The organism is Methanosarcina barkeri 3, from assembly GCF_000970305.1.
In the GTDB taxonomy this organism is placed as follows: Archaea; Halobacteriota; Methanosarcinia; order Methanosarcinales; family Methanosarcinaceae; genus Methanosarcina; species Methanosarcina barkeri_A.
The window spans coordinates 4038433-4057043 of record NZ_CP009517.1 but is presented as its reverse complement, the minus strand read 5'-3'; the positions used below and the strand labels follow the sequence as shown (position 1 = coordinate 4057043).

Annotated in this window: 16 protein-coding genes; 12 read left to right on the top strand and 4 right to left on the bottom strand. The window is 39.1% G+C overall.

Annotation, left to right across the window (positions count from 1 at the left end; all coding sequences use genetic code 11):
* Positions 1-237: 237 nt before the first annotated feature.
* On the bottom strand, positions 238-930 hold the full coding sequence (locus MSBR3_RS16560; protein ID WP_052723451.1) for an HAD family hydrolase: 693 nt from the start codon (positions 928-930) through the stop codon (positions 238-240).
* Positions 931-1349: 419 nt separating this feature from the next.
* Between MSBR3_RS16560 and MSBR3_RS16555 the strand changes: the two genes are divergently transcribed.
* The 3 genes from MSBR3_RS16555 (at position 1350) to MSBR3_RS16545 (ending at position 3610) form a co-directional block, all read left to right on the top strand.
* Positions 1350-1637, top strand: coding sequence for a hypothetical protein (locus MSBR3_RS16555; RefSeq protein WP_048109263.1), 288 nt, complete (start codon positions 1350-1352; stop codon positions 1635-1637).
* A 623-nt stretch (positions 1638-2260) separates the two neighbouring features.
* Positions 2261-3178, top strand: coding sequence for a PH domain-containing protein (locus MSBR3_RS16550; protein ID WP_155396846.1), 918 nt, complete (start codon positions 2261-2263; stop codon positions 3176-3178).
* A gap of 9 nt (positions 3179-3187) precedes the next feature.
* Positions 3188-3610 (top strand): hypothetical protein, encoded by a 423-nt coding sequence (locus MSBR3_RS16545; RefSeq protein ID WP_048109261.1) that lies wholly within the window; start codon positions 3188-3190, stop codon positions 3608-3610.
* 292 nt (positions 3611-3902) lie between these two features.
* On the opposite strand, the gene MSBR3_RS16540 is transcribed toward MSBR3_RS16545, so the two are convergent.
* Positions 3903-4724 carry a CRISPR-associated protein Cas4 gene (locus MSBR3_RS16540; RefSeq protein ID WP_048109260.1) on the bottom strand — a complete coding sequence of 274 codons (822 nt, stop codon included), beginning with the start codon at positions 4722-4724 and terminating at the stop codon, positions 3903-3905.
* A 136-nt stretch (positions 4725-4860) separates the two neighbouring features.
* Here MSBR3_RS16540 and MSBR3_RS16535 point away from each other — a divergent pair, with 136 nt between their 5' ends.
* The 6 genes from MSBR3_RS16535 to MSBR3_RS16510 all read left to right on the top strand — a co-directional run bounded on the left by MSBR3_RS16535 (position 4861) and on the right by MSBR3_RS16510 (position 10133).
* Complete coding sequence (locus MSBR3_RS16535; RefSeq protein WP_048109259.1) at positions 4861-5601, top strand: helix-turn-helix domain-containing protein; 741 nt, start codon at positions 4861-4863, stop codon at positions 5599-5601.
* A gap of 47 nt (positions 5602-5648) precedes the next feature.
* Positions 5649-6698, top strand: coding sequence for a hydroxymethylglutaryl-CoA synthase (locus MSBR3_RS16530; RefSeq protein ID WP_048109258.1), 1050 nt, complete (start codon positions 5649-5651; stop codon positions 6696-6698).
* A gap of 16 nt (positions 6699-6714) precedes the next feature.
* Entirely contained in the window at positions 6715-7887 is a 1173-nt protein-coding gene (locus MSBR3_RS16525) for an acetyl-CoA acetyltransferase (RefSeq protein ID WP_048110645.1), read from the top strand.
* A gap of 6 nt (positions 7888-7893) precedes the next feature.
* Positions 7894-8292, top strand: a complete 399-nt coding sequence (locus tag MSBR3_RS16520; protein WP_048109255.1) for a Zn-ribbon domain-containing OB-fold protein — start codon at positions 7894-7896, stop codon at positions 8290-8292.
* A 153-nt stretch (positions 8293-8445) separates the two neighbouring features.
* Entirely contained in the window at positions 8446-8979 is a 534-nt protein-coding gene (gene cyaB / locus MSBR3_RS16515) for a class IV adenylate cyclase (RefSeq protein ID WP_048109254.1), read from the top strand.
* Positions 8980-9521: 542 nt separating this feature from the next.
* On the top strand, positions 9522-10133 hold the full coding sequence (locus MSBR3_RS16510) for an orotate phosphoribosyltransferase-like protein (RefSeq protein ID WP_048109252.1): 612 nt from the start codon (positions 9522-9524) through the stop codon (positions 10131-10133).
* Positions 10134-10639: 506 nt separating this feature from the next.
* Here MSBR3_RS16510 and MSBR3_RS16505 read toward each other — a convergent pair.
* Positions 10640-11251 (bottom strand): hypothetical protein, encoded by a 612-nt coding sequence (locus MSBR3_RS16505; protein ID WP_048109250.1) that lies wholly within the window; start codon positions 11249-11251, stop codon positions 10640-10642.
* A gap of 604 nt (positions 11252-11855) precedes the next feature.
* Here MSBR3_RS16505 and MSBR3_RS16500 point away from each other — a divergent pair.
* Positions 11856-13100: an IS110 family RNA-guided transposase gene (locus MSBR3_RS16500; protein WP_048108308.1), complete on the top strand. Its 1245-nt coding sequence runs from the start codon at positions 11856-11858 to the stop codon at positions 13098-13100.
* A gap of 52 nt (positions 13101-13152) precedes the next feature.
* Here MSBR3_RS16500 and metG read toward each other — a convergent pair whose 3' ends face one another.
* Positions 13153-15288, bottom strand: a complete 2136-nt coding sequence (gene metG / locus MSBR3_RS16495) for a methionine--tRNA ligase (RefSeq protein WP_048109249.1) — start codon at positions 15286-15288, stop codon at positions 13153-13155.
* 466 nt (positions 15289-15754) lie between these two features.
* On the opposite strand from metG, the gene sppA reads away from it, so the two are divergent.
* Positions 15755-17008 (top strand): signal peptide peptidase SppA, encoded by a 1254-nt coding sequence (gene sppA, locus MSBR3_RS16490; RefSeq protein ID WP_230627558.1) that lies wholly within the window; start codon positions 15755-15757, stop codon positions 17006-17008.
* A gap of 307 nt (positions 17009-17315) precedes the next feature.
* The gene (gene serS / locus MSBR3_RS16485) at positions 17316-18581 is read left to right on the top strand and encodes a serine--tRNA ligase (protein ID WP_048109245.1); all 1266 of its coding nucleotides are present in this window, start codon (positions 17316-17318) and stop codon (positions 18579-18581) included.
* Positions 18582-18611: the final 30 nt, after the last annotated feature.

Sequence of the window (18611 nt, the reverse complement as noted above, 5' to 3'; positions counted from 1 at the left end):
ATATCAAGTGATTATTTCAATTAACCATATCAGGAAAAAACGCTAATTCCAACTCTTAAACAACACGAAATAATTTTCTTAGTTGTAACCTAGTTTACTTAAACAAATAATCTTTCATAGCAGCCTATACATTGGACTATTATACATTGACTATACATTGAAATTTACTGATTTTCCAAATATTTTGTTCTTTTACAAGGCTCAATAATCCAACGATTATGAAATACTCCCATATAATTATGGCATACTCTCATATAATACATTGGAGAGTTTTCTTAATGAAGCAATAATTTTAATGTCTTTGTTTGGCAAAGTTTTGTTGTCTCTATTAATCCATATGCCTTTCATTCCAATTTTCTCACACGGTATAATATCGGTTTCAACGGTGTCTCCAACATAAAAGCATCTTTCTGGTTCTTCACCATTTCTTTTACATGCAATCTCAAATATTTCCGTACAGGGTTTTGAAACATTAAATTCTCCTGCTGCTACGACATCAACAAAGTGGTGGGAAATTTTCATTTTATCCAGCTTTAGTTTTTGTTGCTCTAAATCGCCATTACTGATGATACCCATTTTCAACTTTGGAAGTTTTTTCAAACACGGTATCACATCATTAAAGGGTTTCCAACTTAACTCATAATTACGTAAATAATAATCAAACACTTTAAGCGCCTCTTCACTTGATAGATTAATATTTCTTTCTAAATAAAGTTCTTTAATTCGTTCTATTCGCTGCTCTTCAAAAGAACATTCTTTGGCTAAATATCTTTCAAAATGTTTTTCTGATATTTTGCACCAAAGAGAATAAAACTCATTAAAATCCATATTAAAAAAATTTTGGTAATTTTGGTAAAATAATTTAACTCCCGCAAACTCTGCACTTTTATGATCCAACAGAGTACCATCTACATCAAAGAAAACCATCATACTTTTTCCTCAAGCTAAAATAGTGTGATAGTACGAATATTTGGCAGGAATATCTCTGTATCAGTGATACAATAGAAAAGATCTGCTTTCTTCAAATCATAACCTCTACTCAATAATTCTTTAAAAATTTCCTGAGGATATTATGTTCAAATAAGTAGGATGAAATTATGAACTGTTAATTAGTGACCATAGCGGTTGAGAACATTTTCCGTGTACAATCTGTTGCAGTTACAGATAAATTTTGTTCATTAACTCTCTTGTATCGTTATAAAGCATTTCTTTGCTGTTTTTAGACTACTGTTATTATCTGGTTTTAGATTAATTATACTGGTTTTAGACTACTATTCATACTGGTTTCAGAATTGGGTCATGATATAGATATATAGAAATGCAGAACTAATGAATACAGGGGGAATTTCATGGTAGTCATAAAAGAAATAGATGCACCCGAATTCGGGAAAATCCTTACGATCCTTTATGGAACAATGGGTTTAGTTTTTGGTCTTTTTACAACAATCGCTGCTCTTATGGGGATCTCGATACCAAAAAAGTTCGGGATCTTTTCATTGATTTTCGGGAAATTGGCTGTACTCAGTCTACCTATATTTTATGGAATATCTGGATACTTCATAGGGCGTATTGCGGCTAGCTTGTATAATACTGTAGTAGGCTCAAAAAAAGGGTTAAAGGTGGAGGTTTTGCGTTAAAAATACGACTTTCCTATAAAAATTAAAACTCGAAGCTTCATATCTCTGAACTCACCTTTTTCTGTTTTTTTCCTTTTTCAATTTCTCTTTCTTTTTCGGTGCAGTGTCGCAAATTTACTGTAAATTTGAAGTCATTTTTTGTGTGCCAGGGAGAAAATCATTACACTACCGGTTTTTTCCCATTTTTCTTACTTTTTGTGCTTTAATTAGAAAATTTTCGAAAAATAGATACTTTTGGCTTACTCTTAACTAATTTATGAAACGTTTTCGCATAAACCAATAACAACGGAAAACAATATCAATTGGGTCTTTTTCATATATGCTGTTTTTTCTCTAATAATAAAAGGTTGTTAAATATGGCGGTAATGGGCCTGTATACCTGTATATCTGTATCCTATATACTATAGAATAGTCGAGTTCAGAAAAGCATACTTTAAAGAAACGCAGAAAAATAAGAAAGTGATAATATAAATTAGAATCGAAAAATATAAATGAGAAAGATTTGAGTGATTCTTGAAGAGGACACTAAAATAGCAATGTTTATCATTTCTTTGATATTCTCTATAATTTGTTATAGAGATAAGAGATGATAAACATTGCTTACAGAAAAGTCTCGAAAATTGATGGCAGGCATTGAGAATGTATTGAAAAATGAGGAGATTATAGACGCTGTGTCTGGCTATGGCGAAGTATCTGGGATGAAGCCTGGTAGCAAATTCAAATGTTTTTTAGTACTAACACCTACAAGAGTCATATATTATTATAAAAAGCCAATAGTTGGGCACGAATACCTAGATTTTCATCTGGATAAGATCATTAGTATACATTTAAGTGCTAGTCTTATGGGTAGTAACGTAAATATTGATACACTTGAAACTAGTGTCTTAGTGGATACAATTCCGGAGACGGAAGAAGTAGACAAGTTTGTAAAAAACGTAAAATTTTATCTTGATGCTTATAAAAGAGAGAACTCTTCTGTATTAAAAGATAACTTAGATGCTGTTGATCGTATCAGTAAAATTGCTGAATTAAAAAAAGAAATCATGACAAGAAAATGTAGAGAAATGATGAAAGGTATTGAGAATTTACTGGAAAATGAGGAAATCGTAGACGCTATAGCAGGTCGAGGTAAGGGAAAATGGTTAGAAGGTAATGCCAAATTCAAGGGTGTTCTAGTATTAACATCTAAGAGAGTTATATTTTATTACAAAAAGTTAATAAGTGGATATGGGTCTGAAGACTTCCCTTTGGATATGATAAGTAGTATAAATTTCAGCACTGGTTTTACGGGTGGTAGTGTAAAAATCAATACAATTGCCAATAGTTTTGAATTGGATATGATTATGGGGGATGAAGAAATAGAAGAATTTGTAAAATCTGTAAAATCTTATATTGCAAGATGCAAAGAAGAATCTTCTTTGGTCTCAAAGGAAAACTTAGATGTCGCTGATCAGATTAGTAAATTTGCTGAACTCAGAGACAAAGGAATACTTACCGAAGAAGAGTTTACAGTACAGAAAAGAAAGTTACTGGGAATGTGAGGTCGAAACGTGGTAATAGAGGCTTTTATTTCGGTTTTGTTCAATCAATTAAACCACGTGATGGACGAACAAATGGTTGACGAGCAAAAGGAAGAGTTTGTAATATCAACGGTGAAAGAGGCTCTGTTGGGATGTCGTGTAGATTGGGCAACTCGAAATGACTTTACTACAATGGCTGAAATGGATAATAAGCTTGATCGGTATGCTGGTCTGTTAAATGTTGTTGCCGTGAAATTTCATGCAGCTGATATGTTAGATTTGCCTTTATTTGAACGTATTTGTGAATATGCTCGTAAGATGAAGAAAGTAGCTGACAAACCGAAGAATAAAACTCCAGAGTGTTCGGCTGCTTATGAGAAAGCAACTTGCAATATATTTGCTGATATGGACAAAATGTATGAAGACTTTAGTAGATTATACAGAACTTTCTAAAAAATCGTGACTTCCTAAGATTATGCGATATAAGGAAATCATTATCGAAAGGTTTTTTTCTCCAGGTGTTTTATTTTTTTCTTCTGGAAAAGTGGATATGCATTATCGCATGTATCTTTTCTGGGGTTCGAAGTCTCAAAAGGATGTTACAGTTTTTACATAGTTTCTTAATCAGGTCTCTCTCTTCTTTTCCTAGATAGCTCTTCTCCTGTGTTCTCTTGAGTTCTGAAAGTACAGTTGATAAGGACTCCTAAGTCAAGTCCATTCCGTGAATTTTTAAATTTATTCCATCTCAGAAAAATTTCGACATAAGGGAAGGTTCTGAAATGCAGTGTTCTGAGAAATTGCACTCCTTACAAAATTTCTCTTCCTTTCTCTCAGGCATAAATCCGGCTTTGATTTTCTCCACTTCTCTGCAGATTTTAAGAACTTCTCTCCTATCCGAGCTTCGAATAGCTACCCGTCTGAGCAGGCCAAAACTTACGTATTCCACAAAGGCAAAGGGAACTTCCTTTCCATTTTCGGCTTCAAGAAGCAGGACAAAAGCTGCAACGTGTATCCGGTCAGAAGCCCATACTCCTTGTTCAGGGCAGCTTCCTGGCCTTAAGATTGACGGAATCTGAGCACTCTCAAAGCAAACGAGTTTTGATGGAACACCTTTAAGGTTGAGCCTTTCTGAGGAAAGAAATGGTTCGGTTTTAACTGGCGTAAGTGCCGCAAGCATAGGCTCTCTCCCAAATTCTTCAAGTGCTCCCAGCAGGTTGGATGCAATTTCGGGAATTTTTGCTCTTGCCCGCGCTTTTCCTTCCTCAAAAATCTCCTTTGCAACACCTGCGAGTTCTCGTGGAAACAAGAGTGGAAGGTCTGTACATACCTTTGCCAGGGAATGTTCAAGCTCTTTATGGAGGTTATCGGCGTTTAACGAACAATCTTTCACAATTTCGGGATAATTCAGGGAGAGTTCTTTCAAGATTATTCTTTCGAGCCTGGAGGCGGTCACTTCCGAAAACAATTCAAAGCCTCGACTGACAAAGTATACTCTCCTCGGGCAGTTGACATATAGAAGAAGGTCTGAGACATTTATCTCCTGATTGGACGAATCGGTTGACATCATATACTAATTCTTTTACAAATGTTATAAATTTTTTTAAGGGCATTTGCAGCACATTGATTCAAAAGTTCTGCGACAATTGACGAATTCGTATTCGTTAGATATATAAGGTAATGTTTCCTCTTAGAGTACGTGAGTCATGACATCTAATGAATCCTCAGAAAATCTACGCAACCGTCTGGCGGAAAAAATGGCTGGAGATATAACTCTTTCGGAAAAACCGGGAGAATCACTCAAAAAATGGAGATCCAATTTTGAGATATCCCAGACCGACATTGCAAATTATCTTAAAGTTTCCCCTTCAGTAATCAGTGATTATGAAAGTGGAAGACGAAAATCTCCAGGAACACTAATTATAAAAAAAATTGTTGAGTGCCTCCTTGAGATTGATATGGACAGGGGAAGTAAAAAAATTCACGCTTATGAGTCAATACTTACCTTAGAAAGCGGTACGAAATCCATTTACTCAACATACGAGTATACGATCCCGATACAGCTTGCTAAATTGGTCAACATTATCGAAGGAAATATTGTCTATAAAGGAGTTGAAAGACCTCTTTACGGTTTTTCTGTCATTGACAGCCAGAAAGCAATCCTGGAACTTTCTTCCCACGAGTTTCAGAAGCTCTATGGCTGGAGTACTGACAGGGCCATGATCTTTACAAAGGTCAGCACCGGGAAATCCCCAATGGTAGCCATCCGCGTTACCAACCTTAAGCCTGGTGCCGTGGTACTTCACGGACTTCGAAAAGAAGAGGTCGAACCTGTTGCAATCAAGATGGCAGAAGTCGACCGTATCCCTCTGGTCGCAACTACGATGGATCTTGATCAAATTATCCAGCTACTGAGAAAATACAGTCAATACTATGCCAGGGAATAAACCCCCTAAACTCTGATACCCTGAAACACTCAAAAACAGGTGGAAATATGACTATTGGAATCGTCTCTTACGGTGCTTATGTTCCCAGATATCGTATCAAAGTTGAAGAAATCGCCCAAGTCTGGGGTGATAATGCAGAGGCTCTTAAAAGTGGCCTTATGGTATATGAAAAATCTGTGCCTGACATCGATGAAGACGCAGCAACTATAGCTGTGGAAGCGGCAAGATACGCTATGGTAAGAAGCGGTGCTGATCCAGAGAGGATCGGGGCAGTATATACGGGCTCGGAGAGTCACCCCTACGCTGTAAAGCCAACAAGCACAATTGTCGCCCAGGCTATAGGAGCGACTCCAAACATGACTGCAGCAGATTTCGAATTTGCGTGTAAAGCAGGGACAGCTGCAGTTCAGGCCTGTATGGGACTGGTAAGTTCAGGAATGGTCGACCTGGGCATGGCTATAGGAGCCGATGTTTCCCAGGGAGCTCCGGGTGATGCCCTCGAGTATACCGCAGCTGCAGGTGGAGTTGCCTGCCTCATTGGGAAAAACGAATCCGAGCTTGCCGCAATCATTGAAGGCACTTACTCTTTTACTACTGATACTCCTGACTTCTGGAGACGGGAAGGAATGCCCTATCCTGAGCATGGAGGCCGCTTTACAGGAGAGCCAGGTTACTTCAAGCATGTGACTAATGGCGCAAAAGGTCTTCTGGAAAAACTTGGGACGAAGCCTCAAGACTACGATTATGCAGTTTTCCATCAGCCAAATGGAAAATTCCCTACCAAAGCTGCAAAAACCCTGGGTTTCACCAAGGCTCAGATTGCTCCAGGACTTGTAGTTCCAAAAATCGGGAACACATATTCAGGTTCCTGTCTTATGGGAATTGCTGCAACTCTCGACCAGGCAAAACCAGGGGACAGGATTTTTGCTACTGCCTTCGGGTCTGGTGCAGGATCTGATGCTTTTAGTATAACAGTTACGGACAGGATCGAGGAAATCCGAAACAAGGCTCCGACGGTTTCCGAACTGATTAAAGATCCTATATATATTGACTATGCAAGATATGCCAAACATAAAGGGAAGATTCGCAGGTCATGAAAACGGAGTGAAAAATATGAGAGACGTAGCAATTATCGGAGTAAAGAATACCAAGTTCGGAGAACTCTGGGGACGGTCCCTGAGGGATATAGTAGTAGAAGCCGGAGCAGGAGCGCTTGAAGACGCAGATGTTGGCGGTAGAGAAATCGATTCTCTTTATGTAGGAAACATGAGTGGAGGTCGATTTATTGATCAGGAACATATAGGTGCTCTTATAGCGGATTATTCAGGACTTTCCAAGAACCTGCATGTTCCAGCTACTCGAGTTGAGGCTGCCTGTGCATCGGGAGGGCTTGCCCTGCGGCAGGCTATCATGGCTGTAGCTTCCGGTTATAACGATATAGTGATTGCAGCAGGAGCTGAAAAAATGACTGATGTTGGCTCTGAGGAAGCATCTTCAGCTCTTGCAGCAGCGGCTGATCGCGAGTGGGAAGGAATGACAGGAGCAACTTTTCCAGGGCTTTATGCAATGATTGCAAGGTTGCATATGCACAGGTACGGGACTACCAGTGAGCAGCTTGCCGAGGTTGCCGTAAAGAATCATAAAAATGGCTCTTTAAACCCGATTGCTCAGTATAAAAACAGAATTACTGTGAAAGACGTGTTAAACTCTATTATGGTAGCTGACCCTTTACACATTTTTGATTGTTCTCCTATAACTGATGGTGCTTCAGCTGTTGTACTTGCTCCAGCGGATATTGCGCACAAGTATACGGATACTCCCATTTACATCAGGGCAACGGCTCAGGCAAGTGATACTATCGCGCTTCATGACCGGCGAGATATAACAACCCTCGATGCAACCGTGATGGCTGCAAAACGGGCCTACTCTATGGCAAAACTAAGGCCCGAAGACATCGACCTTGCGGAAGTGCATGACTGCTTCACAATTGCTGAGATTTGCGCAATTGAAGATCTCGGGTTTGCAGAAAAAGGAAAAGGTGGAATTGTCACAGCAAACGGGGAAACTGCAATAGGAAGTAGGATTCCTGTCAATACCTCAGGTGGCCTCAAAGCATGTGGACATCCGGTGGGGGCAACAGGCATAAAACAGGCTGTAGAAATTGTAACCCAGCTGCGCGGAGAAGCAGGCCAGCGTCAGGTCGAAGGCGCAGAGTACGGTATGACCCATAATGTAGGAGGGTCAGGGGCAACAGCAGTAGTGCATATTTTCTCGAGGGAGAGGTGATATCCTATGGCTTCGGTTCCAAGATTCTGGAGAGGCATTGGCAGCAGGTATAACCTTGAAGGTACCCGCTGTAATGAATGTGGGGAATATTTCTATCCCCCGCGCAATTTTTGCGTAAACTGCAGGCGTGTAGGCCATATTGAGCCTTACAAATTCAAAGGCACTGGCGAAATAATTTCCTATACAGTGATCCATACAGCTGCTGAAGGTTTTGAAGACCAGACACCTTACATCCTTGCGATAATTGAGCTTGATGAAGGTCCACGACTGACCTCACAGGTAATTGGCAATCCTGAGAAAATTCACATTGGAATGAGGGTAAGATCCGTATTCCGCAAGCTTGGAGAGGACGGTGAAGGTGGCATGATCTACTATGGCACCAAGTTCGTCCCTGAAAATGAATAAAATGTCCGGATTTTCCGGACCCCATTTTTTTAGACTACTGAAGTGAGCTTTTAGCAAGGCAAAGTGTCTAGTCATAAGTCATAGATACTAGCTATAAATAGGTCACAATGTTTACCAATTTTAAGTAGATTTTATCGGAGATGCCTGAAAACTATGATTGAAATCGAGGTCAAGGTCAAAGCGGACCATCCAAAGGCCCACCATGTTCTCAAGAAAATAGGGGCAGTAAAACTTGGAGTTGAGAACCAGTCTGACGTCTATTTTGCGGCTCCTCATAGGGATTTTGCAAAAACTGACGAGGCGCTCAGGATCCGTTCCCTGAATAATCAGGCTGTGCTAACTTATAAAGGCCCCAAACTCGATGGGATCTCCAAAACTCGGGAAGAATTCGAAACTCCTGTAGACGAAGAAACTACAATACAAATCTTGCATGCCCTTGGTTTCTCCGAAGCTGGAGTGGTACGTAAAAAAAGGGAAGTCTTCAGGTCAGGAGAAATTACTGTCTGCCTCGACATCGTAGAAGGGCTTGGAGAATTTCTTGAAGTCGAAATCGTGGCTGATAGTGAAAAAGAGCTTGAAGCTTCAAGGGCGAAGTTATTTGAATTGCTAAAACAGTTTGGCGCAGAGGAAAAAGATTCTATTCGGATTTCTTATCTTGAGATGGTACTGGAGAAAAATAGAGGTTAATACATTAAAGGCTAATGCATTAAAGGCTAATACATCTAAAGATTAATGCATCTAAAGGTTAATACATCTAAAAGTTAATACATTTGGTGAATGTATAATACCAATCTTTCGACACTTTTAGTATTACTCTTTTTATCGGTAATGTCCATGAGTTATTGAAATTCATATCATGAAAATCTCTATTTTTTCCTATAATGGATTAAATACTAAATACTCATTTTTCATACTCAATCAATGACTCTCAATCAATGACTCATGGACACAATCAAATAGTTTGAGTTCAGTTAAAGTTGCAGAAAATTTTTCAGTCTACTGAGCAACGTTTTATCCTTGGATGAAGAGTGCTATCCTTGGATGAGGAGTGCTGAAAAATAAGGTTTTCCCTATCTTCATTTGTCATCATTTCTCTTCAAAAATGAAGAACTTGTAAAAAGAGTCAATCTTAAGCTGAAGAAAGGGATATAACACTTGATATTATAATATTACCTTAATTTGGAGACCCGGTATATATCCGGACAAAAATTTTAGGTGGTTATGGAGACATGAAGGATATAGAAGATTTAATACAGAAAGCTGTGGAACTGCAAAATAATGGGCTTGTAACCGGCCAGATCGCCGACGAACTCAATGTTTCAAGGGAAACCGTTGTCTGGCTTTTAACCCGTTCTAAAAAAGAAGAAATAACTCCTGCTCCAAAGGATATTTCTGTAAACTGGAACAGTATAGGAAAAAGTGCTAAACGTCTCCACAACATCTCGCTTGCACTCTGCGACATGGTGCTTGAAACTTTAGAAAAAATAAATGCTGAAGTAGATGTGGTTGTTGGCGTTGCAGCCAATGGTATTCCTCTGGCAAGCATGATAGCATATGAATTAGGTGCAGATTTAGCTATTTATCACCGTAAAGGGCAGGAGAGCATTCACGCAGGCCATAAAGGGACAATAAGCAGGAATTTTGGGTCTGTTGCCGGTAAAAACTGCATTATCGTGGATGATGTTATTACCACCGGTTCAACCAGTATGGAAGTGATTGAGCGGCTAAGAGAAATGGATGCAAAACCAAGACTTGTAGTTGTACTGGTAGACAAAAAAGGTGCAGATATGATTGCTAATATTCCGATTCAGTCTCTTGTAAGAGTTGTACGTGTGGACTGATAATGCCTGGTGCATCGATTCCAAAATAAGTTTTTTCTTTTGTAGAAATTCATTATCAATGAATAGCTCCGAAAGTCAAATGTTATGGATATACTTTAGAATTGCAGTACTAGTGTCGCACCAGCATTAAAATGTAGTATATAATTGGTTAAAAATGATTCAGAATTATTTATCTTTAGGATTGACGTGACACTAGCACACATTTACACCTTCAACATACTCTCAGAATCAAGCAAACGTTACTCAGAATTTTTTTGTAAAAACTCATACAGGTTAAACAAGAGCTTGCCTTAAAATTACGTATGATTTTACAATCGGAATTAGTTACTATACGCATTTGAAGTCCAAAACCAAACATATTAGTTGTAACCGATTTGGTATTTCATGTAGTAGAGGTTTAATGCTATTGATTTCCCAGTTCAATCGCGTGAATCCTATCAAATTGAGTCAGTGATTTGAGGACACGACATTTATAAAGGTTACATAAACTTTTCTTCCTAAACCTTTTATCGTTTTCTTTTTAAGTATATGACTATTCCAAGCAATGCTACAATCACACTTACAGGACTCATGAAAGGAGTATTATTTGGTTTCTGGGTCTTATTGGAACTTTCTTCCTGCTCTCCTGCTGTTCCTGCTTTCTCTGTCATTCCGGTGTCATTTGTCTTATTTTCTGTTTGACTTTCTCCTTGCCATTTACCCTGAGCTTTCAACTCCTCTATTACTGCATCCCTGTCTGAAACAGGATATTTTATTCCCAAAGGTACTCTAAAAAGTAGTTCATCGAGATTTCCGTCATTTAACATCAAAAGAGCAGATTCGTTCTGGGTAAACTCGACTTCGTCTTCCACAGCTAGATTAGTTCCTATTTTACTTCTTATTTTGATAGTCTCTGCAGGAATGGGATTATAGAGCCATTCTTTAACTGTAACGGTATAAATTGTATAGCTGCTATATGTGTCAATCTTGCTGACTGTACCAATAATTATTCGGTCAGAGTTGTTTACTTGATAAGGTATTTTGGCAGCCTCTGCATCAATCGCTGCTGCTGCAAGATTTGGAACCAGAAAAAGCAATATAAGTATAAAGAGTATCGAAAACAAATTCAGGTGTTTCATCAAAAATTCTCCTGTTCTTTACTTAATTGTAATGAGTAGGTTATCGAAATGTTGATTGAACTTATCATGATTTATGTAATAATTGTCTGATTTTAATTTATTAAAGCGTACTAATCTAATTTTATTCCAAACTAAATATAAAAATATGAAGTGGAAAGATCTATTTAAAACACTTTCACTATATTTATAAAATGTATGCAAAGCTATAAAAGTTTTATTTTATATCGGAAAAATGAAATTTACTCTTGTATATGGTTGCATTTTACCTGGCTTTTGCCACGTTTGACTTCAAACTACTTTTTCCGTAAAAAAAGAAATAGAAAGCAAAAAGCCCGAACACAAAGGGGAAACAAAGAAATAAAAAACACACATGATATTCTTCGAATAACATGCCCAGAGAATGAAAGTCTTATTTCCTTACCTTTTTTAGAATTTAACTCCATCATTACCTTGGACAGGAAGGTTGTTTTTACTTTGGTTCTCCGAAACCGTCAAAAAACTAACCCTTGAATTGCCATCGAAGGCCCAGATGTGACTTTGATCACGAATGCCAAATTGCCTTTGAGGCAATTCTACTGTCCTTGAAATGATGGAGTAATCTAAATTGGAAGGGGAAATAAACAAATCTTGTGGTTTAGATATTCACAAACATTTTTTTATTGCTACAATTCTGAGTAGATCCGGTGAAAAACAGCAACAACGTTTTGCCAGAGATGATGATGGGATTTTAAACCTTAAAAATTGGGTAACATCAGAAAAATGTGACGTTGTAGCCTGTGAATCAACAAGTGATTTTTGGGTTCCGATTTATGGGGCATTGACAGATCATTTGCCTGTTATAGTTGGAAATGCTCGGGATATGAAGGCATTTACACATAAAAAAACTGATAAAATAGACTCAGAAGTAATTGCACAACTTGCATTGAATAAAATGATTCAACCATCGAGAGTTTTTCCAAAAAGGCATAGAGAATTCAGGTCATATGTTAGGCTCAGGTTAACTCTGGTAAGAAAAAGAACAGATATTAAAAATGAATCTCATGCTATTCTTTCTTCCGAAATGTTACATCTGGGTGATGTGCTTACTGACATTTTTGGGAAAAATGGTAGAGCAATTCTAGCAGGAATATCTTCAGGTAAAAACGTTGACCAGATTATAGAATCTCTTTCTCCAAATGTTCGGAAAAAAGCTGTTCAGATAAGAGATATTCTTGACAGAGAAATATCCCAGAGTGCTGCAATCAGGCTTCAGATATGCCTTAACCTTATAAAACATTTAGATGATGAGATTGAGACTCTAGAAAGGGAAATTTTCAATTATGCTTATCAAAAGCATAAAAGGGAAATGGAGATTTTAATGTCAGTTCCAGGTATTGGAGAACTTGGTGCAGCGACTCTAATTGCTGAAATAGGAAATTTTAGTGATTTTCCAACGGGAGATAAGCTTGCTTCGTGGCTTGGAATAGTTCCTAATGTATATCAATCTGCAGATAAATACCATAACGGAAGAATCACTAAGAGAGGATCAAAAGTAGCAAGGTGGATTCTAACTCAGATTGCTCAAGCAGCAGCAAGAAAGAAGAATAGCAGGTTAAAAGAATTTTTTAACAGGAAAAAGAAGTCAATTGGATATGCAAAGGCAATTATTGCCCTGGCAAGGAAAATTGCAACAATAATATGGCATCTTATCACAAAGGATGAGATGTACCAAGATGAAACAGGGTATGAAAAAGGAGAAGTTCAAAAGAGGAAGATTGTGGAAACCGAGATATTCTCGGTTGATGAAAGGATAACAATAATTAGTGGTATTATCGCAATTATGGGAAAAAAGGAACAAGAGAGTACGTGAAAAACAAATAATCACGTACTTTCATGCCAAAGTAAATAAAAAGAAAGTTGTTTCAGCGTATTCTTGAACCTGGCTTCATTTCTTTGTCCGGCATCAGGGCTGCTACAATATTATCTTCACAGTTATCGGCTGCAAGAATCATGCCGTTTGATTCGACTCCGCAGAGTTTGGCAGGTTTCAGGTTGGCGAGTACGATTACGGTTTTCCCTACAAGCTCTTCAGGAGCGTAATACGAAGCAAGGCCTGCAACAAGCTGCCTGGGCTTTTCTTCGCCGATGTCTACTTCAACTCTTATAAGTTTTTTTGACTTCTTCACAGGTTCGGCAAGCAAAACTTTTCCTACGCGGATGTCGAGTTTTGCAAAGTCTTCGTACTCTATCGTGGGAAGTCTTTCTTTTTCTTCTTCCGCGTGTTTTGCTGCTTTTCCGGTTTTTTCGGCTGGTTTCGCTTCCTCTTCAGGACCCATCCCTTCTGATTTGGAGGGTTCTTTTCCGTTACCTTTTCCTGAGGCTTTCTTTGCATCTGCGGCTTTTACTCTCTGGTTTGCAATCTCTTCCATTTCCTCGATTCTTTCATCTTCGAGTTTGGTGAAGAGGATCTTGGGTTTTGCAAGCCTTGTGCCTACTTTTAGAGGCACGAGTGCCTCATCATACAGGGTGGTGTGCAGGTCTCCTTCCTGCCCTAGCTCTTTCCAGGCTGTCTCCATGCTTCCTGGGGTTACTGGTTCAAAGATAAGACATAGGGCTTTTGCCAGATGGAGACAGTTGTAAAGCACCTGTCCGCAGGCTGCCTTATCCTGTTTTATCAGGCTCCAGGGTTCGTGAGACTGAAAGTAGGTGTTTCCGAAAGATGCAAGGGACATTGCAGAATCAACGGCTTTTTTGAACTCATATTCAGCCATCGCGGCTTTTACTTCCTTTAAGGTCTTTTCGATTTCATTCCTTACCTCAGGTTCAAGTTCTCCTTCGGGAACTTCTCCATAGTTCTTATAAGCAAATAACATTGTCCGGTACAGGAAATTCCCAAGCACGGCAACAAGTTCGGTATTGATCTTTTCCTGAAGCACGCGCCAGGAAAAGTTCAGCTCCTTTGTGTGAGAAGTATAGCTTGCCAGGTAATATCTCAGCAGGTCGGGATGGAACCCATGGTTAAGGTAATCTTCTCCTACCCAGACAACGTTACCCCTACTTTTAGAAAATTTCTTGTCTTCAATTTTTACCATTCCTGAAGCTACAACAGCTGTAGGAGTCGAATAATCTGCGCCTTTAAGCATAGCTGGCCAGAATATACAGTGGTGATAGGTAATGTCTCCTCCTATAAAATGGACAATTTCCCCATTATTTTTCCAGAACTTTTCCCAGGAATCTCCTGCTTTTGCAGCCCATTCCTCGGTAAAGGCGATATATCCTATAGGAGCATCTACCCAGACATAGACAACAAGGTCGTCATGCCCTGGAAATTTTACTCCCCATTCCAGGTTTCGGGTGATGCACCAGTCTGTAAGTCCCTGTTTTACCCAACCCAATGCGTAGTTTCTAGCATTGATGGTTCCGCCAAGATCATTTGAGAGATAATTCATCAGATAGTCGCTGAAATCGGAAAGCTTGAAAAAGAAATGTTCCTGCTGCCTGTACTCTGCAGGCCCTCCACAAATAGTGCAGACAGGGTTCTGAAGTTCTCCGGGCTCAAGGTGTTTTCCACATCCCTGGTCACATTCGTCTCCTCTTGCAATCTCGCCACAGTGAGGACACAACCCTTCTACGTAGCGGTCAGGGAGAAAACGATTGCATTTAGGGCAATAAGCAATTTCGATAGTTTTTGGGTACACATAGTTTTTTTCAATCAGCTTGTTGACAATATCCAGAGTTCGATTGTGATTTTCTGGATCATCCGTAGTTCCAAAAGCATCAAAGTAAACTCCAAGCTGTTTGAAAGTCTCGTCAAAATGTTTGTGATATATCTCCACAAGTTCTTTAGGGGTGATCCCTAGTTCTTCGGCGTTTACGACAATGGGGGTGCCGTGAGTATCCGAACCGCAGACAAAAGTAACCTCCCTTCCTTCCTTTCGCAAGGAACGGACAAAAATATCAGCGGGCACATAAGTCCGGAGGTGCCCAACATGAGCCTTGCCGTTAGCATAAGGCAGGCCACAGGTGACAAGTACGGGTTTACTGAATGATTCTGGCATTTTTATCTCCATATAATTTTTACGAATATATTCTTCTTCGACGATTACAATTCTAAAATATATTTCGCTCACTTTTTGATCAAACTTTTTTTGAAAAAGTTTGCTGCAATTCTAAAATATATTTCGCTCACTTTTTGACCAAACTTTTTTTGAAAAAGTTTGCCATATTTTAAAAATTATATCTCGCCACTTTTTCTTTACTTTTTCTTTACTTTTTCTTTACTTTTTCTTCACTTCTCTCTTTACTTCTTTCTTTACTTGTTTTGTTACTGTGTTTTGCAAGGTAACTTATTTGAGGGATAGTCAACAATTATATATAAAGAAGGATGGAGTGTAGAGACAGATTAACAATAGCTTCCGACAAATGAGCTGTTAAATAAATTCTATTTCCCGCGAGCTTTGTAAGTTATTCTTCTTGCACAGCTTGCTACAATAGTATATATTCTCTTGATTAAAAACTTAAACAATGCTCAAGACCGCAAACGAATGCGGCAAATCTAAAATATACGATCTTAGATATACGGTTCCACAATATATGAGCGATAGAAACATAAATCCTGAAGGCACAAACTCAAAAGATCTATCTGTAGATGACAACTTACAAAGCAATCTTCACAGTGATAGTGATTACTCTGTTCCTGATAATGGAACTTACGGTAAGAGTGATGACTCCTTCGACAGCTCTGCTCCTGATGGTCCAGAGAAAATAGCTGATCACGGGACTCACGCTGAGATCTCTGAAAATAAAGAAGTTAAAAACAAGAGTTTAAGCATGAATCCCAATTCTTATCCACAGAAAAGAAAGTACAGATGGATACCCTACCTGCTGGTCATACTGGCTCTTATAACTATCATACTGATGAGTCTTACGGTAATCTCCTCCAATCTCGGTATAGGAGGAGGATTGGGAAATCCTGATAAGATAGCTGTTATCTATATTCAGGGTACTATATTTTCCGGAAACGTTGCTGAAGGACTTGGTTATGCTACTTCAGAAGAGATTGCAGGAGATATCCATAGGGCAGCCGAAGATAACGGAGTCAAGGCAATTGTGCTTAGAATTGACAGTCCTGGAGGATCTCCAGCAGCAGCCCAAGAAATTGTAGAAGAAATTAAGAAAGCCCAGGCAAAAGGAATTCCTGTTGTTGTATCCATGGGGGACCTTGCAGCCAGTGCTGCATATTACATCTCTGCACCTACTGATTACATTATTGCAAGTCCCTCTACGAATACCGGATCTATTGGAGTGATCTGGGTCTTCCAGAATATGTCTGTCTCTTATAAAGAAACAGGTGTAGATTATTACGTTGCAAAGTCTGGAGAAATGAAAGATATGGGAAGCGCCTGGAGAGGACTTACTGATCAGGAAAAAGAGTATGCTGATTCTGTGGTTATGGACAGTTACGAAAATTTCATAACCGAAGTTTCCGAAGGGCGCAACATGTCCAAAAGTAAAGTAAAATCCCTTGCTGATGGCCGCATATACACCGGAACCAAGGCAAAGGAACTTGGGCTTGTGGACGGCTTTGGAAACTTTTATGATGCAATTGACAAGGCTGCGGAACTTGGAGGAATATCAGGGGAACCCAAAGTTGAATATATGAACAAAGCAAGTCTTTCAAGGCTGCTTTTGAGTTCGGACTCCGGAAGGTCTAATGAGACTGCCGAACAGTTAGTCAGTTCCTTTGAAGAAAGTCCATATGGAAAACTTATTGCCTGAACTACTAACAGAATCGATAATTGACTAAGATAATTTCGATTGTGGATAGTTTCGATTGTGGATAATTTCGATTGTGGATAGTTTCGATTGTGGATAGTTTCGATTGTGGATAGTTTCGATTGTGGATAGTTTCGATTGCGAGCAGTTAATTTTTTCATATTTTTTATTTTTATTTTTGTTTTTATTTTTCTTAATATTCCCCCTTTTCTTCTTTTCTTTTTCAACTTTGTAACTTTCTATGACAGCGTTACACCCGAAAAATCACAAAATATATATTCTCTCACACGCTGGATATCTCGGGCTTAATATGCTGGATCTTAAATTTGTACGTAATAGTCCCGATGTAGTTAGACACGCTCTCATTAACAGGAATATGAGCACCGAGCTTATAGACAATCTTCTTGAGTATGATAAAGCGTGGAGAGAATGTCTCGCCGAGGGTGATGAGCTAAAACATAAGCGCAATGTGGTCACCCGTGAGATAGCGAAGCTAAAGAAAGAAAATAAAGATACTTTATCCAAGATAGAGGAAATGCAAGGCATTAATAGCCGTATAAAGGAAATCGATGATTTAATACGTGATTACAAGTCAAAAATACATGAAATAATGCTCAGAATTCCCAATATCCCTTCATCAACAACTCCGGTAGGTAAGGATGAGAATGATAATCCAGTTGTAAGGGTTGTTGGCGAGCCAAGAAAGTTCACATTTACTCCACAGCCCCATTGGGATATAGGAGAAGCACTGGACATACTTGACTTTGAGAAAGGCGCCAAGATCGCAGGTCAAGGTTTTACCGTCTATAAAGGTATGGGTGCAAAACTAGAACGAGCGCTCGTAAACTTTATGCTGGACGTACATTCAAGGCAGGGTTATCTTGAAGTTTTTCCACCTGTACTTATCAACGAAAAAGCGATGACTGGTACAGGCCAGTTACCAAAATTTAAAGAAGATATGTACTTATGTACTGATGGTTACTATCTTGCACCTACTGCAGAAGTTCCTGTAACCAATCTCTATATGGACGAGTACATTGAAAAATTGCCTGTCTTCCTTACAGCGTATACTGCCTGTTTCAGGCGTGAGGCAGGAAAACATGGTCAGGACACCAGAGGCATCATCCGCCAGCACCAGTTCAATAAGGTTGAACTTGTCAAGTTCGTAAAGCCGGAAACCTCATATGAAGAACTGGAAAAGCTTACTCTTGATGCGGAAGAAATCCTTAAACTTTTGAAATTGCCATATCGCGTGGTAAACCTGTGTACTGGAGACCTGGGATTCTCAGCAGCAAAGACCTATGACATCGAAGTGTGGGTACCCACACAGGAAAAATACAGGGAAATATCTTCGTGCTCCAATTTCGAGAACTTCCAGGCCAGAAGGGCGAATATCCGCTTCAGGACTCCTGAAGGCCCTCAGTTCGTCCATACCCTTAATGGCTCAGGCCTTGCTGTAGGGAGGACTGTCGTTGCTATACTCGAGAACTATCAGCGTGAAGATGGAAGCGTGGAAATCCCTGAGGTTCTCAGGCCATACCTTGGTGGGGCAAAAGAAATTATAAAAGAAGATTAAATTTAACCAAAAAAGTCAAAGTTTAAACTA